Here is a 21,081-nt window from a genome sequence, read left to right as displayed (position 1 = left end):
GGGTGGATGGGTCGAGCTAGGAGGTGCCGGGGAGGCTGCGGCGCTGGAGCAGCACCGCGACCACGATGATCAGGCCCTTGGCGATGAGCTGGTCGCTGGTGTTGAGCCCGTTGAGGATGAAGAGGTTGGTGATGACCGTGAAGATCAGCAGGCCGAGGATCGAGCCGATGATGGTGCCGCGCCCGCCGGTGAGGAGGGTGCCGCCGATGATGACGGCGGCGATCGCGTCGAGCTCGTAGAGGTTGCCGTGGGTGGAGGAGCCCGTGGTGGTGCGGGCCATGATGAGCAGCGCCGCGACGCCGCAGCAGAACCCCGACAACGCGTACAGCAGGACGGTGTGCTTGCGGACGTCGATTCCGGCGAGACGCGCTGCCTCGGGGTTGCCGCCGACCGCGAACGTGCGGCGGCCGAACGTCGTGCGGTTGAGCAGGACCCACCCGGCGACGACGACCGCGGCGAAGACGTAGACGAGGATCGGCAGGCCGAGCACGCGTTCGGTGGACAGCGCGACGATCGCGTCGTTCTCCGGCTTGACCAGCTGGGTCTTGCGGTCCGACAGGCGCTGCGCGAGCCCGCTCGCGGCGACCATCATGGCGAGCGTCGCGATGAACGGGACCATCCGCCCATAGGCGACGAGCAGCCCGCTGACGGCCCCCGCCCCGGTCCCCACGAGGATCGCGCAGACCGCCATGACGACCGGCCCGTACGACTGGGTCGCCAGGGTCGTCGCCCACACCGACGCGAGCGCCATCACCGCGCCGACCGACAGGTCGATGCCGCCGCCGATGATGACGAACGTCATCCCGACGGTGATGACGCCGATCGTCGCGGCGAGCGCGAGGATGCTCACGAAGTTCGAGGACGTGGCGAACGAGTCGGGCGCGGTCAGCAGCCCGACGATGGCGAGCAGCGCGAGCGCCGCGAGCAGGCCGAGGTGGCGGCGTCCGGCGAGCAGGCCGGCCACGGGGGCGGCGAGCGCCTTCGGGCCCGCGAGGGTGGGGGAGCCCTTCACAGCGCGCTTCCTTCCATGATCATGTCGAGCACTCGGTGTTCGTCGAGGTCGGCGGCCGGGGCGGTGTGCACCGCCCTGCCCTCCCTGAGGACCACGACGCGGTCGGCGAGCCCGAGGACCTCGGGCAGTTCGCTGGAGACGAGCAGGACGCCGATGCCGTCGTCGGCGAGCCGTCGGACGACGGAGTAGAGGTCGGCGCGCGCCCCGACGTCGACGCCCCGGGTGGGCTCGTCCAGCAGGAGCAGGCGGCGGCGTTCCAGGAGCCAGCGGGCGAGGACGGCCTTCTGCTGGTTTCCGCCGGAAAGCGTCCGGATCGGGCGGTCGGGGTCGGCGGGGCGCAGGCCGAGCCCGTCGATCTGGGCGACGGCGTCGGCGCGCTCGCGCCTGCGGTCGAGCCAGCCGAACCGGGAGTACCTGCCGAGGCCGCCCAGGGTGATGTTGCGGGTGACGCTCTCGTCAAGGAGCAGGGCCTGTGCCTTGCGTTCCTCGGGGGCGAGCCCGATCCCGCGCGCGACCGCCTCGCCGATGCCGCGCACCGGCTTGCCTTCGAGCAACACCTCCCCGGTGAAGGGACGCGCGCCGTAGACGGCCTCCAGGATCTCCGACCTGCCCGAGCCAACGAGCCCGGCGAGGCCGACGATCTCCCCGGCCCGCACGGTGAAGGACACGTCGGACACGACGCCGGGGACGGTCAGCCCCGCGACGCGCAGGACCTCGGGCTTGTCGTCGTGCGCGCCGGGTCCTGGCCGGTCGGGGAAGACGTCGGCCATGTCGCGGCCGGTCATCAGCGCGACGATCTCGCGGGTCGGGGTGGTGCGCGCGGGCAGCCCGGACGCGACAGTTCGCCCGTCCTTGAGCACGGTGACGCGGTCGCCGATCTCGCGGATCTCCTCGAGCCTGTGCGAGATGTAGACGACGGCGACGCCCTGCGCGGTCAGCTCCCCGATGATCCGGAAGAGGTTGGTGACCTCGTCGTGCGCGAGGGCCGCCGACGGCTCGTCCATCACGATGACACGGGCGTCGTGGGAGAGCGCGCGGGCCATCGAGACGACCTGCTTGCCCGCCGGGGACAGGGTGCCGACCTCGGCGGCGGGGGAGACCTCGCCGTGGCCGAGCCGCTCGAGCAGGGCGGAGGCCGCGCGGCGCGCGTCGCCGGAGCGGACGAAGCCGAGGTGGGCCTTCTCGTGGCCGAGGAAGACGTTGTCGGCGACGCTCAGTCCGTCGACCAGGTCGAGTTCCTGGTAGAGGGTGGCGATGCCGCGCCGGAGCGCGGCGACGGGGGTCGTCAGCCGCACTTCCTCGTCGCCGAGCCGGATCGTGCCCTCGTCGGGCTGGTGCGCGCCGGCCAGGGTTTTGATGAGCGTCGACTTGCCCGCTCCGTTCTGCCCGAGCAGGCAGTGCACTTCGCCCGGCAGCACCTCGAGATCGACCCCGTCAAGTGCACGGACGCCGGGAAACTGCTTGACGATGCCCGTCATTACGAGGATCGGACTGCGTATGTCCTCCATGTTTCCGGACAATAGAGAGAGCTTATGATTTTTGTCAACGAAAGCAAAGGCCCGTTCGCGATAACATGGCGGCCATGCCACAGGAACCCCAGACGGCCGGAGCGGGGGCGCTGCTCGCGATCCTCCGGGACGGCAGGGCCCGCACCCGCGCCGAACTCGTCCAGCTCACCGGGCTAGCCCGCTCGACGGTGTCGCAGCGGCTCGACGCGCTGATGCAGGACGGCTGGGTGGTGCCGACCGAGGACGCCATCGCCTCGGGCGGACGGCCCGCCGTGGCGTTCGTCTTCAACGAGTCGGTCCGGGTGGTCCTGGCCGCCGACCTCGGCGCGACCCACGCCAGGCTCGCCGTGCTCGACCTGGGGATGTCGGTCCTCGCGGAGAAGGCCGTCGAGCTGCACGTGGACAAGGGGCCGCGCGAGACCCTCGACAGGGTCGTCGTGGAGTTCGAGGAGTTGCTGGGCGGGCTCGGCCGCGACCTCGCGCAGGTGTGCGGCGTCGGCGTCGGGCTGCCGGGACCCGTCGACCACTCCACCGGACGGCCCGCCAACCCGCCGATCATGCCGGGTTGGGACGCGTTCCCCGTCCCCGAATGGCTGGGTGAACGGCTCGGCGCGCCGGTCCTCGTCGACAACGACGTCAACATCATGGCGCTCGGCGAGCACTGGACCGTCGGGGGGAACACCGACCACCTGATCTTCATCAAGATCGGCACGGGCATCGGCTGCGGCATCATCTCCGGGCGGCGGCTGCACCGGGGGGCGCAGGGCGCGGCGGGCGACGTCGGCCACATCCAGGTCGTCTCCGCGAGCGAGGAGGTGTGCCGGTGCGGCAACGTCGGCTGCCTCGAGGCCGTCGCGAGCGGCGCGTCGATGGCCGCCGCGCTGCGCGCCGAGGGCGTCGAGGCCGAGGGCAGCCGCGACGTCGTCACGCTCCTGCGCGCCGGGGACACCCGCGCGGCACGGCTCATCCGGCAGGCCGGACGCGAGGTCGGCGGGGTGATGGCGGCGATCGTCAACTTCTTCAACCCGTCGACCATCGTCATCGGCGGGGACATCGCCGAAGCCGGTGAACATGTTCTCGCCGGGGTGCGCGAGGCGATCTACAGCCGCTCGCTTCCGCTGGCCACCCAGCACCTGACGATCCGGGCGAGCCGTCTCGGCGACCGCGCGGGCGTCATCGGGGCCGCGGCGATGGTCGTGGAACACGTTCTCGCGCCCGACACGATCGACCAGTCCGTCCAGACGCCCCCCGTTGACCCGGCGGCGCTCGGCGGGTGACAATGCTCGCGTTCCGGACTCGGGCGGTGGCACGCCAACGGGCCCGGGCCCTTCCACCGTGACGTGATCGACGCGCACGTCCCCTCATTTCACCTCACCGAGGAGATGTTCCATGCCGCGTCCCGTCACGCTCTTCACCGGCCAGTGGGCCGACCTGCCGTTCGAGGAGGTCTGCCGCCTCGCCTCCCAGTGGGGCTACGACGGCCTGGAGATCGCCTGCTGGGGAGACCACTTCGAGGTGGACCGCGCCCTCGCCGACCCCGACTACGTCAAGGGCCGCCGCGCGATCCTCGAGCGGCACGGCCTGAACGTCTGGACGATCTCCAACCACCTCGTCGGCCAGGCCGTCTGCGACCACCCGATCGACGAGCGGCACAAGGCGATCGTGCCCGACCGCATCTGGGGCGACGGGGAGGCCGAGGGGGTGCGTCAGCGGGCCGCCAAGGAGATCGCCGACACCGCGCGGGCCGCCGCGCTGCTCGGGGTCGACACCGTCGTCGGGTTCACCGGGTCCTCGATCTGGCACACCGTGGCGATGTTCCCGCCGGTTCCCGACTCCGTCATCGAGCGGGGTTACGCCGACTTCGCCGAGCGGTTCAACCCGATCCTCGACGTGTTCGACGCCGAGGGCGTCCGCTTCGCCCACGAGGTCCACCCGAGCGAGATCGCCTACGACTACTGGACCACGGTCAAGACCCTCGAGGCCGTCGACCGCCGTCCGGCGTTCGGCCTGAACTGGGACCCGAGCCACTTCGTCTGGCAGGACCTCGACCCCGTCGGCTTCCTCCTGGACTTCGCCGACCGGATCTACCACGTCGACTGCAAGGACACCCGCCGCCGCACCGGCAACGGCCGCAACGGCCGTCTCGGCTCCCACCTCCCGTGGGGCGACCCCCGCCGCGGCTGGGACTTCGTCTCCACCGGCCACGGCGACGTCCCCTGGGAGGACTCCTTCCGCGCCCTCAACCACATCGCCTACTCCGGCCCCATCTCCATCGAATGGGAAGACGCCGGCATGGACCGCCTCCAAGGCGCCCCCGACGCCCTCGCCTTCATCCGCTCCCTCACCCAGATCGAACCCCCCACCTCCTCCTTCGACTCCGCCTTCAACCAGAACTGATCAGCCCTCGACCGGGCTCGGACCTGGGCCGGGCCCGGCGGGGTGGGCGGGGAGGGGGGTGCCTTCTAGGTCTTGGATTAGGGATTCGATGAGGGTGGTGGTTTCGGGGTGGCCGGTGGTGAAGCCGAGGGCTTCTTCCATGAGGAGGACGCGGGAGATGGCGGTGAGGAGGAGGACGAGGACGGTCGGGGGGTAGCGGTCGGCGGGGAGGTCGTAGCGGTTGAGGATGTCGGTGAGGGCGGTGACCTGGGCGGCGCGGAAGCGTTCGGAGTAGGCGGCGATCTCGGCGCGGACGGCCTCGCGCTGGCCGGCCAGGCCGACGAAGGCCATGGTGATGGCGACGGCGTGCGGGTCGGTGCTGAACCGCCACAGGGCCCACAGCGGCTGCGGGGAGGCGAGGGCGGCGGCCTGGGCGGCGAGGCCGTCCTCGGCGCGGCGGCGGAAGACGGCGAGGATGAGGTCGTCCATCGTGCGGAAGTAGTAGTGGACGAGCTGGGGCTTCAGGCCCGCCTTCGCCGCGACCCGCCGCGAGCTGACCGCGGTGTGGCCCTCCTCGAGCAGCAGCCGTTCGGCGGCGTCGATGAGGACAGTCCGGTTCTTCGCCTCGGGCGCACCGATCCGGCGCGGCGATGCCATGCGTGACCTCCCATAACGTCCGCCGCGGATGATCTCCGGGCGCTGCGCGAACATCGTAATGGCACTTCACCCGCTGTTCTGACCACCCGATCATCTCGTGCTAAGCGCCTGCTTAGCGTCGTGGGTCGGGGTGGGGTCCCGTGGTTTTCCAGCCGGTGCGTCCTGTTCGCCTCTAAGATCGCGATCGCTCCCTGAACGTCCGTCGATCGCTGGAGTCCACCTTGAAGCGCGCCCTGTGCCTGCTGCTGCCCGCTGCCGTCGCGGCCCCCCTCGTCGCGGCTCCCGCCGAGGCCGCTCCGGAGTTCTGGAAGACGTTCCGCAAGACCGACCGCGCCCTGCTGGAGCGGGTCGAGTCCTTCGGCAAGGGGAACACCTGGTTCTACGGCTACGCCGTCAACGCCGGGGCCTCGCCGGTGCTGTGGCAGTGGAACGGGAAGAAGCTCGTCAAAACGAAGGTCCCCGGCGCGTTCAAGGGCGGGGTCGCCGACGTCGACTTCTCGTCGCGGACCAACGGCTGGGCCGTCGGGTACAACATCACCCAGTCCGGCGCGACGAAGGTGAGCGTGCTGCGCTGGAACGGCAAGGCGTGGCGGATCGTCAGGGAGGCGGCCACCGAGGCGCTGTTCCCGCAGGTCAAGATCCTCGGCGGCGGGGCCGTCGTCGTCACCGGGATCACGCGCGGCGAGGAGACGCTCCTCGAGTGGCGGTTCGACGGCAGGGCGTGGACTGAGGTCGAGACCGGGACCTGGCTCACCGGCTTCTCCGGGAACTACGCCCTCGGCAGCTTCGACAACGGGCAGGACCTCGCGCGCTGGACGGGCAAGGCGTGGAAGCGCGTCAAGGTCGGCGCGCGCCCCGGCGGCTTCTCGGTGCTCGACCGGCTCGAGGTCAGGTCCGCCAAGGAGATCTGGCTGACCGCCGAGACCCTCAAGGCCGATGGGTCGGGTACCACGCACGTCCTGCGCTGGGACGGCAAGCGGTGGACGCGCGCGAAGGTGCCGGTGCCCGCCAAGGGCGCTGTCCTGGACATCGCCGCCGACGGGAGCGGCGGGCTGTGGGTGACGGTCGACCCGGCCGGGCGGTCCGTCAGCGGCGTCGGGAAGAAGACGCTGCTGCTGCACCGCCTTCCGTCGGGAAAATGGGGCAAGACGTCGACCAAGGTCCTCGCGCGCGGCATCGCCCGGGTGCCCGGTACCAGGTCGCTGTGGGCGATCGGCACGCTCCTGCCGCGCACTGAGGGCATCTTCACGCGGGGCGGAGCCAGGTAAGGCGTCCGGCGGCCCATTGACACGGGACCGCCCGTCGGTTTCCCTCGTGGGCATGGCTTACGACACCGTCATCCGCGGCGGGCTCTGGTTCGACGGGACGGGCGGGCCCTCGGCCGTCCGCGATCTCGGCATCAAGGACGGGCGGGTCGTCGCCGTCTCGGCCGAGCCGCTCGACGCCTCGGGCGCGCGGGTCATCGACGCCGAGGGCAAATGGGTGATGCCGGGCTTCATCGACATCCACACCCATTACGATGCCGAGGTGCTCGCCGCGCCCGGCCTCGGGGAGTCGCTGCGGCACGGGGTGACGACGGTCGTGTTCGGCTCGTGCTCCCTGTCGACGGTCCACGTCGATCCGCTTGACGCCGCCGACCTGTTCAGCCGGGTCGAGGCGGTGCCGCGCGAACACGTCATACGGTCGCTTGAGGAGCGCGGCGGGTGGAAGGACGCGGCCGGATACATCGCGGCCCTTGAGGAGTTGCCTCTCGGGCCGAACGTGACGGCGTTCCTCGGGCACTCGGATCTGCGCGCGGCAGTCATGGGCCTCGGGCGTGCGACGGACAAGTCGGTGAAGCCGTCCGCCGCAGAGCTGCGCAGGATGGAACTTCTCCTGGTGGACGCGCTCAAAGCGGGCATGCTCGGCCTTTCGGAGATGCGGAACCCCTGGGACAAGCTGGACGGTGACCGGTACCGCTCGCGCACGCTTCCGTCGACGTTCGCGACGCGGGCGGAACGTCGTAGATTGCACAGGATTGTCCGGAGTGCGGGGCGGGTGCTGCAGTCGATTCCGAACCTCGTGTACCCGGTCCAGCTGCTGCCCGCGCTCGTGGAGTCGATCGGGCGGGGGAAGCGCAAACCGCTCAAGACCAGCTTCCTGACGGCCGCCGACGTCAAGGCGAACCCGCTGGTCATGCACATCATGGGGCCGCTCGCCAAGGCGGTGAACCGGCTCGGCGCGGACTTCCGGTGGCAGCACCTGCCCGTCCCGTTCCAGGTGTACGCCGACGGGATCGACCTCGTCGTCTTCGAGGAGTTCGGCTCGGGCGCGGCGGCCCTGCACCTCAAGGACCAGGTCGAACGCAACGCCCTCCTCCAGGACGAGTCCTACCGCCGCAGGTTCCGCCGCGACTACGAGAACAAGTGGACCCCGCGCGTCTGGCACCGCGACCTCTATGACGCCCACATCGTCGCCTGCCCTGACGACTCGGTCGTCGGCAGGACCTTCGGCCAGGTCGGCGACGAACGCAGCATCCACCCCGTCGACGCCTTCCTCGACCTCGTCGTGGAACACGGCCCCAAGGTCCGCTGGCACACCACGATCTCCAACCACCGCCCCGCCGCGTTGAACAAACTGAGCAGCCTCCCAGAAGTCCAAATGGGCTTCTCCGACGCAGGCGCCCACCTCCGCAACATGGCCTTCTACAACTTCCCCCTCCGCCTCCTCCGCCGCGCCCATACCGAAGGCTTCATGAGCGTGGAACGCGCCGTCCACCGCCTAACCGGCGAACTGGCCGCCTGGTACAACCTCGACGCAGGCTTCCTCCGCCAAGGCGACCGAGCCGACCTCGTCATCGTCAACCCCACCGCCCTGGACGCCACCCTCGACGAGCCCCACGAAGCCCCCGCCGACGCCTACAACGGCCTGATCCGCATGGTCAACCGCAACGACGCCACGGTCACCGCAGTCCTAGTAGCCGGCACCCCCCTCTTCGCAAACGGCACCTTCACCCCCGCCTTCGGCACCCACCGCACCGGCCGCTTCCTCCGCCCCACCGACCCCCCAGGCACCGTCGACCCCCAAACCCTCCCCACCCCCTAACCCACCCACCCCGCGCGCGCGGGGAGTTGACAAGAGCGCGGCCCCCCAGCAGGTCGCGACCGGGGACACCCCCGCGCGTGCGGGGAGAGGATCGTGCCCGGCCTGTGCCCGAGGGCGGATTCGGGGACACCCCCGCGTGTGCGGGGAGTAGAGCCGTTTCTTGGGTGAAAACTTTCTCTGACTAGGGACACCCCCGCGTGTGCGGGGAGTAGAGGGGCTGACCAGCGGCTTTAGGTGGGGAGGGGGGGTGTTTTTCATTATTTGTGTGGTTGTGGTCATTTTAGGTTGGAGGGGATTCGATATTTTGGGTGGGTTCGGTGGGGTGGGGTGGGGTGCTTCTTTATTGTGCGTCTGGAGGAGGGAGGGGAGGGGGTGGGGTTAGGGGCGGGGGGTGTACATGATGATGGTGATGCCGATTAGGCAGATCAGGGCGCCGGTGAGGTCGTAGCGGTCGGGTTTGAAGTTGTCGACGGCCATGGCCCAGGCCAGGGAGCCGGCGACGAAGACGCCGCCGTAGGCGGCGAGGATGCGGCCGAAGTTGGGGTCGGGTTGGAGGGTGGCGACGAAGCCGTAGACGCCTAGGGCTATGACGCCCGCGCCTGCCCAGAGCCAGCCGCGGTGTTCGCGGACGCCCTGCCAGACCAGCCATGCGCCGCCGATTTCGAAGAGGGCAGCGGCGAGGAAGAGGGCTATGGAGCGGGCGATGGTCATGGGTGGGTCCTTTGGGCGGGGGCTACCAGGGCGTCGATGGTGTGGGCGTGGGCCGGGTCGGTGGTGAGTTCGAGGTGCAGGGTGGGGGTGCGCAGGTCAAGGCGGACGGTCAGGTGGGGGTTGCCGCGTTGTTCGGCGAGGGCGAGTTCGGCGACGGCCGGGGCGTGGGCCGAGGGCAGGGTGAGACGCCAGCCGCCGGGGATGGGGGTGCGGGTGGCTTCGGCAAGGATCCGGGTCCAGGGCGAATACGCGGAAACCGGGACGGGCCGGCCGGTGAGGAAAGGGCACGTGGGGTCGCAGGACGTGTGCCGGTCCGGGAGCGCGTCAAGGCGGTCAAGGGCGTCGCGCAGGGATGTGGTGAACGCCGCAAGGTGGGCGGTGCGCTGTTCGGCCTCGGCGAGGCGCGCCGCGATCATCGGGCGCAGGTTCGCGCGGACCTGGACGCAGGGGCCGTCACGCCAGACCGTCAGCAGGTCGCGGATCTCCTCGAGCGCGAGGCCCAGCTGTTTCGCCGCGCTGATGAACGCGAGTTGGTCAAGCGCCTCGGGCCCGTACGTGCGGTACCCGGCGGGGGTTCGGGCGGCGGGGAGCAGTCCCTCGGTCTCGTAGTAGCGCAGCGTGGTCGCCGGGACCCCGCTGCGCTCGGCGAGCTGGGAGATCCGCATGGTGGCCATGCGCACAGGGTAAACCTTCGAGTCGACTCGAAGGTCAAGCGCACGAGCAGGCCGCGCGCTTCCCGCACCCGCACCCGGCCTTGCGCCGCCGCGCCGCGACGGAGAACGCGACGACTGCGGTCACCGCCAACACGACGGCGATCAACGGCATCCGCTCGGCCAGCACCGCGGCCCCGGCCCCCGTGAGGACTCCCGCGCCGATCAGGACGGGCAGCGCGCAGCACGCCGCGCACGCAAGCCCGGCGAGCACGCCAAGCCCGGTCCCCGCCGCTTTTGTCCTCCTCATGGGCGGCCCTCCGAGAGCTTGGCCAGCGGGGTGAACGGGATCGGGCAGCACCCGGCCTCGGCGCACTCGACGAGGTCGGCGCAGCCCGCCTCGATCGTCTCCCGCAGCGCCTGCCTGATGACGGACAGGTCGGCGATGCGCTCCTCGACCTCAACGAGCTTCAGCCTTGCCCGCTCGCCCAGGTCGCCGCCCCGGTGCCGGTGCCCGGCGGTGCTGAGGAGGTCGGCGACCTCGTCAAGGGTGAAGCCGAGGCGCTGGGCCGCCTTGATCACCCGGAGCACGGTGACCGCCTCCGCCGGATACAGCCGGTGCCCGCCGAGCGTGCGCTCCGGTTCGGCGAGGAGGCCGCGCCGCTCGTAGTACCGCAGCGTCTGCGCGTTGACGCCCGCGGCCGCGGCCAGCTCACCGGACCGCAGCCCCTCGTATCCGCTCACCGAGGCCACCTCTCCGCGACCTCCCTGGCCGACGCCCGGCGCTCGGCGAGCTCCTGCAGGCCGTCCAGCGCCGCCCCGGCCTCCGACGGGGCGGTCACCGACGCCGTCACCAGCTCCGCGCCGCTTTCGACCCGGAAGGTCAGGAACGCACAGCACTCGGCCTCCGCCGCGAACAGCGCGCGCACCCGCTCCTCGGCCGACGCCCTCAACTTCAGCCGTAGGGTCAGCGGCTCGCGTTCCCAGCCCGTCAGGGACGCGGCGAACAGTTCGGCGAACTCGCCGAGCCGCGCCGTCATCGCCTCCCCCGACAGCGTGCACGCGACCACCGGCCCGCACCCGCATCCAGCTCCGCACATCTCGGGCTCCCTCTCCGGGCCGCCCTGACGGCCGCCCACACCAGCGAAGGTAAGCCTGTACCCGGGTACAGCCTGCAACCCGAACCTCGGTAACGCGGTCGGCCGAGGGCTGACCCCGGCGACGGCAAGGCGGAAGAGCCGGTCGGCCTGGGCGGCGGCGTCGGGGTGGTGCTCGGTGGCCAGGGAGATGCCGACGGCGAGGGTGATGAGGTCGGCGACTGCGGTGCCGGGGGTGATTGCGCCGTCCCGCGCCGCGCGGTCCACGAGCGGGCCAGCCGCCTCCCCGAGGGCCGCCGCGCAGCCGTTCTCCTGCTCCTTGTCGGCTTCGACGCCGTCGTAGGAGAGCGCGGCCGCGAGGCCACGGGCGGAGACGCAGTAGGCGACGAGGTCGCCCAGCCACTCGAGGAGCGCGGCGCGGCTGTCGTCCGCGCCGGTCAGCTCGACCGCGCGGGCGCGCAGGGCCTCGATGCGCTTCTGGGAGACGGCTTCGAGCAGGGCGCGCCGGGTGGGGAAGTGGCGGCGCACGGTCGCCGAGCCGACTCCGGCGGTGCGGGCGATCTGCTCGAGGGAGGCGCCGTAGCCGTGGGCGGCGACCTCCTCCTCGGCGACGGCGAGGATGCGCGCGTAGTTGCGTCGGGCGTCCGCGCGCTGGGCCACGGCGTCACCTCCGGGTTGCTAAACGGCGGGGTCCGCCATATCGTACCGGAAGGATAAACGGCGGACCCCGCCGTTTATCCGCCGAGCATCCGAGGAGCAGCATGTCCCCCGATTCCGCACACGTCCTGGTCACCGGCGCGACGGGCAAGCAGGGCGGCGCGACCGCCCGTGCGCTGCTCGCGGCGGGCGTCCCCGTCCGCGCGCTGGTCCGCGACCCCGCCTCCGCGCGGGCCAAGGCGGTCGAGGCGCTGGGCGCGACGCTGGTCGCCGGCGACCTCACCGACCGCGACTCCGTGATCCGCGCGGCCGAGGGCGCACGCGCCGTCTTCTCCGTCCAGATCGCGCCCCTGACCGCCGACGGGTTCGACTTCGCGGGGGAGGTGGCCCAGGCCGTCAACCTCGTCGAGGCCGCCAAGGCCGCGGGGGTGCCGCAGTTCGTGCAGACCTCCACCGTCGGCGCGGGGCAGCACACCGAGACCCCCGGGTGGGCCGAGGGCCGCTGGGGCTCGGTCGCGCCCTCGATGGACGCCAAGGCCGAGATCCAGGACCACGTGCGCGCGGCGGGCTTCCCCCGCTGGACGCTCATCAAGCCGGGCTTCTTCATGGAGAACTTCCTGCCGTCGGCGGGCTTCCTGTTCCCGCGCGGCGTCGAGGGCGGGCTGGTGAGCGTGCTGAAGCCGACGACCCGGCTGTCCCTCGTCGCGACCGACGACGTCGGCGTCGCCGTCGCCGCCGCGGTCGCCGACCCCGCGCGGTTCGACCGGGTGGAGTTGGAGTTCGCGAGCGACCACATGTCGCTGACGGAGATCGCCGCGATCCTCTCCCGCGCCCTCGGCACCCCGCTGGACGCGCCCGACATGACGGAACATGAGGCGCTCGCCGCAGGAATGCCCGCGATGGGCGCGTCGCACGAGTGGCTGAACGTCGCCGAACAGCCCGGACGCCCGCGGTACGCCCGCGACCTCGGCATCCCGCTCACCACCTTCGCGGAATGGGCGGAAAGGAACATGCGCGCCGACGCCTGACCCACGGGACGCGTCTGATTCGCAGGTCACCGGCTGTGGCCGATAGGGTGCTGGGATGTCTTGGATGCCTCCTGCCGTCGCTGATCTGTCCGCCGAGGTCGAGGAGAATCTGCGGATCGCTCCGGTGATCGAGCGCGTCGGCTCGGACGTCTGGCGGATGACGATCGAGAACGAGCGCGTGAAGAACGTCATCGACTTCAAGCGCACGTCGGGCTCGCGTTGGATCTGGAAGAAGTCGATCCTGCTGGTCGACGGCGAGCCGTACCCGCCGCGCGACACCCACGAGGAGTTCTACGACCTGTTCCTCAACACCGACGAGGCGCTGGAGCGCGCCGCCGCCGAGGAACCCGCCGAGCACGGCCATGGCCACGGGCACGGCCACGGTCACTGACCCCCCGACGACCTGACGAGCGCGAACCGTTCGTCCGATTCGTGCGTCTCAGGGGCATGAGCGATGTCCTTGAGACGAACTGGTACGAGACCGAACAGCCGGAACGTCCCCGTCAGAAGCGGCGTCGTGCGGTGGCCGCGGTGTTCGCCCTGCTGGTGATCGCGGGCGTGGTCGTCGCGTTCGCGGGCTGGGCCGCCGCGGGTGAGGCGCCGGGCTGCGGCGGCGGTTGATCACGGTTTGAGCAGGTACGGCAGGTGCGCGGTGAGGAAGCGCCGGGGGAACTCGTCGCGCAGCCGCCACAGGCCCGCGTCGATCACAAAATGCGCCATCGTCACGCCGAGGAACGCGCCATAGAGGGCGCGTTCCCAGGCGTGCGGTGAGCCGTGCAGGTGGGACGCGAGGTTCAGCAGGAGCCCGCCGACCAGGGCGACCGCGAACATCGTCGCGACCCCCGGCAGGCCGCCGCCGGGCCGCGGCGTGACGGCCACCATGCCCACGATCAGCAGGTACTGCAGTCCGTGCGCGACGATCAGTCCCGCGACCGCCGCGTACGGCGCGTCGAGCACGAAGACCGGCGTGAAGAACAGCAGCGACCCCAGGTAGACGGCCGCGAAAGCGGGTGGTCGGCTGCGGCGGCGGCGCATGCCGTGCAGGCCGAGGCCGATCCCGGCGAGGAAGACCGCGCACGCGACGGGGAACACCCACCCGAGCCGCGCGTCGTGCAGCGCGAGCAGCTCCGGCCTGCTCAGCAGCGCGACGGTTCCGGCGAGCCCGGTGACGGTGATCGCGTCGCGTTCCGCGCGCGACAGCGACCCGGCCCGCAGCGCGCCGGCCGTCAGCGCCGCCATCCCCAGGTTCTGCTTCTGGAAGTGGAAGAACTGCCAGGCGAAGAAGGCGTACAACGCCCAGCGGAAGGCGGGTTCCGTCAGTGCCGCGGCGACCGCCGCCGTCCCGGCGACGAGCGCCAGCGGGACCGTCGCGTACCTGCCGAGGTTGGCGCGGGCGTGGGCGCGGATCTCGGGCAGAGTGTAGAACCATCCGGTCGCCGCGACGTGCATGGAGCTGCCGAGGAACAGCAGGCCCGTCAGAGCCCGTCCGGGGTCGGTTCCGGGCGCGGGGGCCAGCGCGATCACGACGGCGAACGCGCCGAACGACAGCAGCAGCGTGCCGTAGAGCCAGGTGCCGCGCAGCCGCGACAACCGCAGGTCAGGGGTGGCCATAGACCCTCAGACGCCCGCGAACCGGTCGTGGTTCGCGCGGCCGCGCTGACACTGGCGCAGCGGTATGCTTCGGCCGGTGAGCGGATACGACGATCTTGACTGGTTCGAGCACCTTGACGCCGGCCACCTGCCGGAGCGGCAGCAGCGGATTCTCGTCGTGATCCGCGACTGGGTGGCCAGGCACGGGTACGCGCCGAGCACCAGGCAGATCGGCGACGCGGTCGGGCTGCGGTCGTCGTCGGCGGTGTCGAGGCATCTCGCGAGCCTTGAGGACAAGGGGTTCCTGCGGCGCGGCACGACCGTCGCGCGGCCGATGGACGTGCGCGCCTTCCTGCCGAACGCCCGCTCCGCCGAACCCACTGACGACGCCGTCGCCGTGCCCGTCGTCGGCGACATCGCCGCGGGCGTCCCCATCACCGCCGACGAGCACGTCGACGACCTGCTGCGCCTGCCCCGGGGACTCGCCGGCCGCGGCACGGTGTTCGCGCTGCGGGTGCGCGGTGACTCGATGATCGACGCGGCGATCTGCGACGGCGACATGGTCGTGGTGCGCCAGCAGCACGAGGCGCACTCGGGCCAGATCGTCGCCGCGATGATCGACGGCGAGGCCACGGTCAAGGTGTTCCGCCGCCGCGACGGCCATGTCCTGCTCGAGCCCCGCAACCCCGCCTACGAGCCGATCGACGGCGACGCCGCGTCGATCCTCGGGGTCGTGGTCTCCGTCCTCCGCAGCCTCTGACGCCGCCTACCCGTCGGCCCAGACGAGCACGACAAAAGGGACGGCACTCGACGGATGCCACACCCGCTCCCGCGTGATCAGGTACCTGGCTTCGACCCCGTCAGCGCCGCCGGGATCCGCCACGACGACGATCCCCACCTCCTGCTCCACGAAGACCAGCGCGCCGTGGAACGGCCCGCCATGGCACATCGCGTTGACCGCGCTCATGTCCCCGCACCACGCCCCCGCCGCAAGAACTCAGCCACCCCTGAACTCTAACGAAACCGCATCTGCCACCCACAAACGGGCTCCCGGCATCGCAGATGAGTGGATCAAAGCCCGAACTGACCAGCAGATGAGATCTTCGCCGAACCCGGGATTACTTCTCGGGTCGGGAAGGTGGAATAGAGTACTCCGGTGCCGCCGAAAGAGCCCTCGGACGCCGGGTCGTCAGCGCCGCGCAGGCGGGCGGGGCGGCTCGAAGCCCACATCATCACCGCGCTCGCGGAGGCCGATCGGCCCATGACGCCGGGTGAGGTGCTGGAAGCGCTCGGCGAGTCGGCGAACCTGTCCTACAGCACGGTCGTGACGACGCTGACCCGGCTGCACCAGAAGGGCGCGGTCACCCGGGCGCGTTACGGGCGGGCCTTCAGATACCGGGCGGTCGCCGACGCGGCGGGACTGATCGCGGAGCGGATGAACCGCCTGCTGGCCGAGGAGTCCGACCGGGCCTCGGTGCTGCGCAGGTTCGTCAGCGCGCTCGAACCGCAGGACGAGGCGATCCTCCGGCGGCTGCTCAGCGATCTCGACGACTGACGGGCCGGAGAATTCCAGCCTGGTCGGCCGGGGGAGGCCCTTCGTCCGGGGCTCCGCATCGATTCCATAACGGCCATACGCCCGGTTTCCGGACGTCGCTCGGCGTATCCGCGACGCGTCTGTACGACCTGCCAGACGACGGCACGCCGCCCTTCCGGGGTCGTGTGACCTTGCCGTGCTCCTGGTTTCGGAACCCGTCCTGACCTGGGCTTTCTTCGCGTACTCCCGGCTCGCCTCAGGGTGACCGGCCGTCACTCGCCGCGCCCGTCTCCGAACCGTGCGACGAACCCGTCACGGCCCCTCCCGACGCACACGCTGCCGGGCTGATGCGCCGCCGACAGCGCCGAGCCAGGCCGGGAAGTAAGGCAAGCCTCTGCTAACTTCTATCGCCTGTAGAAGGTGCCGCGATTCGGCCCTCCCGAACCTAGGAGCACAGTGTGCGTTCCCCCTACAGAACCCTGGCGACCGCCGCCGCCCTCGTGACCCTCGCCGCCGCGGCCCTCACCGCGTGCGGCGGCGAGGACGACGCCCCCGCCGCGGCCGACAAGACGATCACCGTCTACAGCGGCCGCAGCGAGGAACTCGTCAAGCCGATCCTCGACAAGTTCAGCGCCGACACCGGCATCAAGATCGACGCCCGTTACGGCAACACCGCCGCGACCGCGACCCAGCTCCTGGAGGAAGGCGACAAGTCCCCCGCCGACGTCTTCTTCTCCCAGGACGCCGGCGCGCTCGGCGCGGTCGCCAAGAAGGGCCTGTTCGCCGTCCTGCCCGACGAGGTCACCGGCAAGGTCCCCGCGACGTACCGGGCCAAGTCCGGCGAATGGGTCGGCGTGACCGCCCGTGCGAGGGTGCTCGTGTACTCGTCGGACAAGGTCAAGGAGGACGAACTTCCCAAGTCCGTCTTCGACCTGACGAAGCCGGAATGGAAGGGCAAGGTCGGCGTCGCGCCCACGAACGCCTCGTTCCAGGCGTTCGTCACCGCGATCACCGTCCAGCACGGCGAGGCCAAGGCCAAGGAGTTCCTCGCCGGGCTCAAGGCCAACGACCCGCAGGTCCGCGACGGCAACGGCGCGATCGTCGAGGAGGTCGACGCGGGCGAGATCCCGGTCGGCCTCGTCAACCACTACTACCTCGGCGAGATCGCCAAGGAGCGCGGCACCGCGCCGGACGCGCTGAAGGCCAAGCTGCACTTCTTCGAGGGCGGCGACACCGGGGCCCTGGTCAACATCGCCGGCGTCGGCGTCCTGAAGAAGGCGGCCGACAACCCCGATGCCCGCGCGCTCGTGGACTACTTGCTCAGCCCCGAGGTGCAGGCCCTGTTCGTGGAGCAGACCGCCGAATACCCGGTCGTCTCCGGCATCCCGGGCCCGTCCTACGCCCCCGCGCTCGACGCCCTCGACGTCCCGGACGTCGACCTGAACGACCTCGACCAGCTTGAGGCGACCATCGCCCTCATCAAGGACTCGGGGCTCGTCCCCTGATCACCGCGGTCCGTGCCGGGGGACGCGCGCGCGTCCCCCGGCCCATGCTCCTCGCCATGTCCGTCGCGGCGGTCGCTGTCGCGTCGATCCCGCTGGTCTACCTCGCCGTCCGCACGTCGGAGGCGGGGACCGCGCGCATCATCGAAGAGGTCGTCTCGGCCCGCGTCGGGTGGCTCGCGCTGCGGACCGTCGCGCTTGCTGCCGTCGTAACGCTCGGCTGTCTTGTGCTGGGCGTCGGCTCGGCGTTCCTCGTCGTCCGTACCGACATCCCCGGACGACGCATCCTCGGCGTGCTTGCCGCGCTTCCCCTTGCCGTGCCCACCTACGTCGCCGCGTTCGCGTGGACGTCCACGTTCCGGGCCTTCGAGGGGTTCTGGCCCGCCGCCCTTGTGCTCGTCCTGTGCTCCTACCCTTATGTGTTCCTGCCTGTGGCCGCCGCCTTGGCGGGGGCGGATCCCGCGCAGGAGGAGATCTCGCGGTCGCTCGGACGCGGCCCCGCACGCACGTTCGCGGGTGTCACGCTCCGGCAGATCCGTCCGGCGATCGCCGGAGGCGGCCTGCTCGTCGCGCTGTACGTGCTCTCGGACTTCGGCGCGGTCTCGATCATCCGCGCCGACACGTTCACCCGTGCGATCTTCATCGAGTTCGACCTTGGCTTCGACCGGACCGGCGCGCTCGTCCTGTCCAGCGTCCTCGTGCTTCTCACCACGGTGATCCTCGCGGCGGAGACGTTCAGCAGGAGCAGGGGGGCGCGGTTCGCGTCGCTGTCGAGCACCCGACGGCCGCCGCACCGGATCGCGCTCGGGGCCGCGCGGTGGCCCGCCGTCGTCGTGCTGCTCGGAGTCGCGGGACTGTCGCTGGGGATGACCGCGTTCAGCCTCGCGCGGCGGATGGCCGTCGGCGTCTCAAGGCCGGGCGCGTGGTCCGACGTGCTCGCGGCGGCGGGCAACTCGCTGTGGCTGTCGCTCGCGGGCGCGGCCCTGACGATGGCGCTCGCGCTGCCGCTCGGCCTGCTCACCGCCCGCGCGCCCGGCGTGGTGACGTCGGCGCTGAACCAGCTCAGCTATCTCAGCCACGCGCTGCCCGGCCTCGTCATTGGGCTGTCGCTCGTGTTCTTCGGAATCAACGTCGCCTACCCGATCTACCAGACGACGTGGCTGCTCGCGCTCGCGTACGCCGCGCTGTTCCTGCCGCTCGCGGTCGCGGCGGTCTCGGGCGCGGCAGTGCAGGCTCCGCCGATCCTCGAGGAGACCGCGCGGTCGCTCGGCAAGGGACCCGTCACGGTGTTCCGGACGGTGACGCTCCCGCTGACGCTGCCCGGCATCGGCGCGGGCGCGGCGCTGGTGTTCCTGACCTGCATGAAGGAGCTCCCGGCGACGCTCCTGCTGCGGCCCACCGGCATGGACACCCTCGCCACCCGGCTGTGGTCGCACACCTCGGTCGCCGCCTACGCCGCCGCCGCGCCTTATGCGGCGCTGCTCGTCCTGCTCGCTTCCCTGCCGACCTGGCTGCTCGCGGTGCGGTCCGGCGTCCTCGCCAAGGAGGTCGGCAGATGAGCCGACTGGAGATCACCGGACTGTCCAAGGGCTTCGGCCGGGTCAGCGCGCTTGAGGGCGTCGACCTTACGGTGCCGAACGGGACGCTGCTCGCGGTGCTGGGGCCGTCCGGGTGCGGCAAGACGACGCTGCTGCGGTGCGTCGCGGGGTTCGAGCGGCCGGACGCGGGCGTCATCACGATCGACGGCCGGGTCGTCGCGTCGGGTTCGTCGCACACGCCGCCGCACCGGCGCGGGATCGCGATCGTGCCGCAGGAGGGCGCGCTGTTCCCGCATCTTTCGGTGCGCGGGAACGTCGCGTACGGGCTGGGCCGCGCCGACCGGCGCGGCAAGCGGGTGGACGAGGTGCTGGAGATGGTCGGGCTCGCGGGCAAGGGAGACAGGATGCCGCACCAGCTGTCCGGCGGGCAGCAGCAGCGGGTCGCGTTGGCCCGCGCGCTCGCGCCGCGCCCGTCGCTGATCCTGTTCGACGAGCCCTTCAGCGCGCTTGACGCCGGACTGCGCACCGACCTTCGCCGCGACGTACGCGCCGCCCTACGCGCGGCTGACGCCACGGGCGTCCTGGTCACCCACGACCAGTCCGAGGCGCTGTCGACCGCCGACGCGATCGCCGTCATGCGGGACGGCTCGATCGTCCAGCTCGGCGAGCCCGCCGACGTCTACCGCGCGCCCGCCGACCCGTGGGTGGCGACGTTCCTGGGCGAGGCGATCCTCCTGGAGGCCACCGTCGAAGACGGCCGCGCCGAGACGCCCCTCGGCACCGTCGAGGTGACGAACCCGCTGCCCGGCCGCGCCCTGCTCATGATCCGCCCGGAACAGATAGCTCCCGGCCCGGGCCCGGCCACGCACACCCCCGCCAAGGCCCTGGTCGAGGACCTTGAGTTCTACGGCCCCCACACCATGCTCACCCTCCGCCTTGCCGACGGCACCCGCGCCCTCGCCCAGACCCCCGGCACCCTCGACCTCCCCCCGGGCACCACGACCCCCGTCCACGTCACCGGCCAAGCCCACACCTTCCCCCTCCCACCCTGACCCCATCAGGCCGCGGCGCTGTGGCCTGGCCCGACCCCTCTGCGGGGGGTCTTGGACGGCGGTCGCGGCGCTGCGGCCCGGCCTGACCCCTCTGCGGGCACCTAGGACGGCGGTCGCAGCGCTGCGGCCTGGCCCGACCCTCTGCGGGGGGTCTTGGACGGCGGTCGTGGCGCTGTGACCTGGACTGATCCCTATGCCGGAGCGCCCCGGACGGAGGTCGTGGCGCTGCGGTCGGGCCTTATCCCTCTGCGCGGGGCTTCTCGGGAGGTCGCGGCGCTCCGGTCAGGGGGCGAGGAGGGTTTGTAGGGCGGGGGCCGTGGTGGTGATGATCGTGTCGAGGGGCTCGTCGGCGACGGTCGGGACGCGGACGACGGAGCGGGCGACGATGATGCCCACGAGCATGGCCGAGGCGACGCCGACGCGCAGGCGGGTGTCGGCGTCGTCGCGCAGGTGCGCCTGGGCGCCCTTCATCAGCCGCGCCTCGAGGAAGTCGCGGAGCTGGGCGGCCGCCTGTTCCTTGGCGATCGCGCCGCGCAGCATCGCCAGCAGCGGCTCGGACGCCTCCGCATCGTTCTCGAAAGCCTCGAGGAGGGCGCGCGTGACGCGTTCGCCGATGCCGTCCCTGGGGCCCTGCCACGCGTCGGTCATGCGCTCGAGCGCGGCCGGCGGCACGGACATGACCGCGCCGAAGAGCTCGTCCTTCGACTTGAAGAACTGCATGACGAGGGCCGCGTCGACGCCCGCGTCCGCGGCGATCGCGCGGATGGTCGTCGCGGTGAAACCGTCGGTCGAGAAGCGGGCGCGCGCGGCGTTGAGGACGGCCTGCCGGGTCTCGGTCTGACCCGGCCTGCGGCCGCGCCGCCGGGGCGCGGGGGCGTCTTCCCGGTCTGCCGACATGCCGATGCCCCGATCTTCCGTTGAACCCATGATTACGCTGAGTATATCAGCGCCTGTTGACATCCCCCTTCCCTCGACGTCGCGGGGCCGGCGGCTGTGACGCAGCGCACTCCCTTCAAATATCAACGTGTGTTGATATTAATCTTCAGGAGACGTAGTCTGCTCACAGTCGGTGACGTTTCGGGCTG

At 71.4% G+C, this 21,081-nt stretch carries 23 protein-coding genes; 12 read left to right on the top strand and 11 right to left on the bottom strand.

Annotated features, from left to right (window positions below; genetic code table 11):
- Positions 1–16 precede the first annotated feature (16 nt).
- Positions 17–1,012 carry an ABC transporter permease gene (locus R9X44_RS13075; protein ID WP_319814371.1) on the bottom strand — a complete coding sequence of 332 codons (996 nt, stop codon included), beginning with the start codon at positions 1,010–1,012 and terminating at the stop codon, positions 17–19.
- Positions 1,009–2,490, bottom strand: a complete 1,482-nt coding sequence (locus R9X44_RS13070) for a sugar ABC transporter ATP-binding protein (protein ID WP_319814370.1) — start codon at positions 2,488–2,490, stop codon at positions 1,009–1,011. Before R9X44_RS13070 ends, R9X44_RS13075 begins: the two co-directional genes overlap by 4 nt.
- Positions 2,491–2,594: 104 nt before the next feature.
- Between R9X44_RS13070 and R9X44_RS13065 the strand changes: the two genes are divergently transcribed.
- Together R9X44_RS13065 and R9X44_RS13060 are read left to right on the top strand one after the other, a co-directional pair.
- Positions 2,595–3,797, top strand: coding sequence for an ROK family transcriptional regulator (locus R9X44_RS13065; RefSeq protein ID WP_319814369.1), 1,203 nt, complete (start codon positions 2,595–2,597; stop codon positions 3,795–3,797).
- Positions 3,798–3,909: 112 nt separating this feature from the next.
- Positions 3,910–4,917 (top strand): sugar phosphate isomerase/epimerase family protein, encoded by a 1,008-nt coding sequence (locus R9X44_RS13060; protein ID WP_319814368.1) that lies wholly within the window; start codon positions 3,910–3,912, stop codon positions 4,915–4,917.
- Here the strand turns inward: R9X44_RS13060 and R9X44_RS13055 are convergent, their stop codons facing one another.
- Entirely contained in the window at positions 4,918–5,553 is a 636-nt protein-coding gene (locus R9X44_RS13055; RefSeq protein WP_319814367.1) for a helix-turn-helix domain-containing protein, read from the bottom strand.
- Between the two features lie 221 nt (positions 5,554–5,774).
- On the opposite strand from R9X44_RS13055, the gene R9X44_RS13050 reads away from it, so the two are divergent.
- Complete coding sequence (locus tag R9X44_RS13050) at positions 5,775–6,821, top strand: hypothetical protein (RefSeq protein ID WP_319814366.1); 1,047 nt, start codon at positions 5,775–5,777, stop codon at positions 6,819–6,821.
- A 52-nt stretch (positions 6,822–6,873) separates the two neighbouring features.
- On the top strand, positions 6,874–8,637 hold the full coding sequence (locus R9X44_RS13045) for an N-acyl-D-amino-acid deacylase family protein (RefSeq protein WP_319814365.1): 1,764 nt from the start codon (positions 6,874–6,876) through the stop codon (positions 8,635–8,637).
- A gap of 378 nt (positions 8,638–9,015) precedes the next feature.
- Here the strand turns inward: R9X44_RS13045 and R9X44_RS13040 are convergent, their stop codons facing one another.
- Genes R9X44_RS13040 through R9X44_RS13020 form a run of 5 tightly spaced genes read right to left on the bottom strand, consistent with a single transcriptional unit; the run spans position 9,016 to position 11,755 of the window.
- On the bottom strand, positions 9,016–9,348 hold the full coding sequence (locus tag R9X44_RS13040) for a YnfA family protein (protein WP_319814364.1): 333 nt from the start codon (positions 9,346–9,348) through the stop codon (positions 9,016–9,018).
- Entirely contained in the window at positions 9,345–10,022 is a 678-nt protein-coding gene (locus R9X44_RS13035) for a MerR family transcriptional regulator (RefSeq protein ID WP_319814363.1), read from the bottom strand. The genes R9X44_RS13040 and R9X44_RS13035 overlap by 4 nt, the downstream gene beginning before the upstream one ends.
- Positions 10,023–10,056: 34 nt before the next feature.
- A complete protein-coding gene (locus tag R9X44_RS13030; protein ID WP_319814362.1) occupies positions 10,057–10,308 on the bottom strand; it encodes a hypothetical protein in 252 nt (83 codons plus the stop codon).
- Positions 10,305–10,742, bottom strand: coding sequence for a MerR family transcriptional regulator (locus R9X44_RS13025; protein ID WP_319814361.1), 438 nt, complete (start codon positions 10,740–10,742; stop codon positions 10,305–10,307). Before R9X44_RS13025 ends, R9X44_RS13030 begins: the two co-directional genes overlap by 4 nt.
- Positions 10,739–11,755 carry a helix-turn-helix domain-containing protein gene (locus R9X44_RS13020; protein ID WP_319814360.1) on the bottom strand — a complete coding sequence of 339 codons (1,017 nt, stop codon included), beginning with the start codon at positions 11,753–11,755 and terminating at the stop codon, positions 10,739–10,741. The genes R9X44_RS13025 and R9X44_RS13020 overlap by 4 nt, the downstream gene beginning before the upstream one ends.
- Positions 11,756–11,856: 101 nt before the next feature.
- Here R9X44_RS13020 and R9X44_RS13015 point away from each other — a divergent pair, with 101 nt between their 5' ends.
- From R9X44_RS13015 to R9X44_RS13005, 3 genes are read left to right on the top strand one after another with little or no spacing between them, the layout of a single operon-like run.
- Complete coding sequence (locus R9X44_RS13015) at positions 11,857–12,780, top strand: NmrA family NAD(P)-binding protein (protein WP_319814359.1); 924 nt, start codon at positions 11,857–11,859, stop codon at positions 12,778–12,780.
- A gap of 55 nt (positions 12,781–12,835) precedes the next feature.
- Positions 12,836–13,171 (top strand): hypothetical protein, encoded by a 336-nt coding sequence (locus tag R9X44_RS13010; RefSeq protein ID WP_319814358.1) that lies wholly within the window; start codon positions 12,836–12,838, stop codon positions 13,169–13,171.
- A 56-nt stretch (positions 13,172–13,227) separates the two neighbouring features.
- Positions 13,228–13,401, top strand: coding sequence for a hypothetical protein (locus R9X44_RS13005; RefSeq protein ID WP_319814357.1), 174 nt, complete (start codon positions 13,228–13,230; stop codon positions 13,399–13,401).
- On the opposite strand, the gene R9X44_RS13000 is transcribed toward R9X44_RS13005, so the two are convergent.
- A complete protein-coding gene (locus R9X44_RS13000) occupies positions 13,402–14,391 on the bottom strand; it encodes a hypothetical protein (RefSeq protein ID WP_319814356.1) in 990 nt (329 codons plus the stop codon). It lies immediately after the preceding gene.
- A gap of 76 nt (positions 14,392–14,467) precedes the next feature.
- On the opposite strand from R9X44_RS13000, the gene lexA reads away from it, so the two are divergent.
- Positions 14,468–15,130 (top strand): transcriptional repressor LexA, encoded by a 663-nt coding sequence (gene lexA, locus R9X44_RS12995; RefSeq protein ID WP_319814355.1) that lies wholly within the window; start codon positions 14,468–14,470, stop codon positions 15,128–15,130.
- Between the two features lie 6 nt (positions 15,131–15,136).
- On the opposite strand, the gene R9X44_RS12990 is transcribed toward lexA, so the two are convergent.
- Positions 15,137–15,337 (bottom strand): hypothetical protein, encoded by a 201-nt coding sequence (locus R9X44_RS12990; RefSeq protein WP_319814354.1) that lies wholly within the window; start codon positions 15,335–15,337, stop codon positions 15,137–15,139.
- A 189-nt stretch (positions 15,338–15,526) separates the two neighbouring features.
- On the opposite strand from R9X44_RS12990, the gene R9X44_RS12985 reads away from it, so the two are divergent.
- From R9X44_RS12985 to R9X44_RS12970, 4 genes are all read left to right on the top strand, one after another.
- The gene (locus R9X44_RS12985; protein ID WP_319814353.1) at positions 15,527–15,925 is read left to right on the top strand and encodes a BlaI/MecI/CopY family transcriptional regulator; all 399 of its coding nucleotides are present in this window, start codon (positions 15,527–15,529) and stop codon (positions 15,923–15,925) included.
- A 437-nt stretch (positions 15,926–16,362) separates the two neighbouring features.
- On the top strand, positions 16,363–17,409 hold the full coding sequence (locus tag R9X44_RS12980) for an iron ABC transporter substrate-binding protein (RefSeq protein WP_319814352.1): 1,047 nt from the start codon (positions 16,363–16,365) through the stop codon (positions 17,407–17,409).
- A gap of 56 nt (positions 17,410–17,465) precedes the next feature.
- Positions 17,466–18,965, top strand: a complete 1,500-nt coding sequence (locus R9X44_RS12975) for an iron ABC transporter permease (protein ID WP_319814351.1) — start codon at positions 17,466–17,468, stop codon at positions 18,963–18,965.
- Positions 18,962–19,996, top strand: a complete 1,035-nt coding sequence (locus R9X44_RS12970; RefSeq protein WP_319814350.1) for an ABC transporter ATP-binding protein — start codon at positions 18,962–18,964, stop codon at positions 19,994–19,996. Before R9X44_RS12975 ends, R9X44_RS12970 begins: the two co-directional genes overlap by 4 nt.
- 282 nt (positions 19,997–20,278) lie before the next feature.
- On the opposite strand, the gene R9X44_RS12965 is transcribed toward R9X44_RS12970, so the two are convergent.
- Positions 20,279–20,923: a TetR family transcriptional regulator gene (locus R9X44_RS12965; RefSeq protein WP_319814349.1), complete on the bottom strand. Its 645-nt coding sequence runs from the start codon at positions 20,921–20,923 to the stop codon at positions 20,279–20,281.
- Positions 20,924–21,081 lie beyond the last annotated feature (158 nt).

This window comes from Actinocorallia sp. A-T 12471, from assembly GCF_033875155.1.
GTDB lineage: Bacteria > Actinomycetota > Actinomycetes > Streptosporangiales > Streptosporangiaceae > Actinocorallia.
Note: the sequence above shows the minus strand (reverse complement) of the source record. Positions and strands in the feature narration are given on the sequence as shown.

Coding starts and splice junctions, on each gene's coding strand:
- R9X44_RS13070 (WP_319814370.1), bottom strand. CDS start 2,490: ATGACGGGCATCGTCAAGCAGTTTCCCGGCGTCCGTGCACTTGACGGG.
- R9X44_RS13065 (WP_319814369.1), top strand. CDS start 2,595: ATGCCACAGGAACCCCAGACGGCCGGAGCGGGGGCGCTGCTCGCGATC.
- R9X44_RS13060 (WP_319814368.1), top strand. CDS start 3,910: ATGCCGCGTCCCGTCACGCTCTTCACCGGCCAGTGGGCCGACCTGCCG.
- R9X44_RS13055 (WP_319814367.1), bottom strand. CDS start 5,553: ATGGCATCGCCGCGCCGGATCGGTGCGCCCGAGGCGAAGAACCGGACT.
- R9X44_RS13045 (WP_319814365.1), top strand. CDS start 6,874: ATGGCTTACGACACCGTCATCCGCGGCGGGCTCTGGTTCGACGGGACG.
- R9X44_RS13040 (WP_319814364.1), bottom strand. CDS start 9,348: ATGACCATCGCCCGCTCCATAGCCCTCTTCCTCGCCGCTGCCCTCTTC.
- R9X44_RS13035 (WP_319814363.1), bottom strand. CDS start 10,022: ATGGCCACCATGCGGATCTCCCAGCTCGCCGAGCGCAGCGGGGTCCCG.
- R9X44_RS13030 (WP_319814362.1), bottom strand. CDS start 10,308: ATGAGGAGGACAAAAGCGGCGGGGACCGGGCTTGGCGTGCTCGCCGGG.
- R9X44_RS13015 (WP_319814359.1), top strand. CDS start 11,857: ATGTCCCCCGATTCCGCACACGTCCTGGTCACCGGCGCGACGGGCAAG.
- R9X44_RS13010 (WP_319814358.1), top strand. CDS start 12,836: ATGTCTTGGATGCCTCCTGCCGTCGCTGATCTGTCCGCCGAGGTCGAG.
- R9X44_RS13005 (WP_319814357.1), top strand. CDS start 13,228: ATGAGCGATGTCCTTGAGACGAACTGGTACGAGACCGAACAGCCGGAA.
- R9X44_RS13000 (WP_319814356.1), bottom strand. CDS start 14,391: ATGGCCACCCCTGACCTGCGGTTGTCGCGGCTGCGCGGCACCTGGCTC.
- R9X44_RS12990 (WP_319814354.1), bottom strand. CDS start 15,337: ATGAGCGCGGTCAACGCGATGTGCCATGGCGGGCCGTTCCACGGCGCG.
- R9X44_RS12975 (WP_319814351.1), top strand. CDS start 17,466: ATGTCCGTCGCGGCGGTCGCTGTCGCGTCGATCCCGCTGGTCTACCTC.
- R9X44_RS12970 (WP_319814350.1), top strand. CDS start 18,962: ATGAGCCGACTGGAGATCACCGGACTGTCCAAGGGCTTCGGCCGGGTC.
- R9X44_RS12965 (WP_319814349.1), bottom strand. CDS start 20,923: ATGGGTTCAACGGAAGATCGGGGCATCGGCATGTCGGCAGACCGGGAA.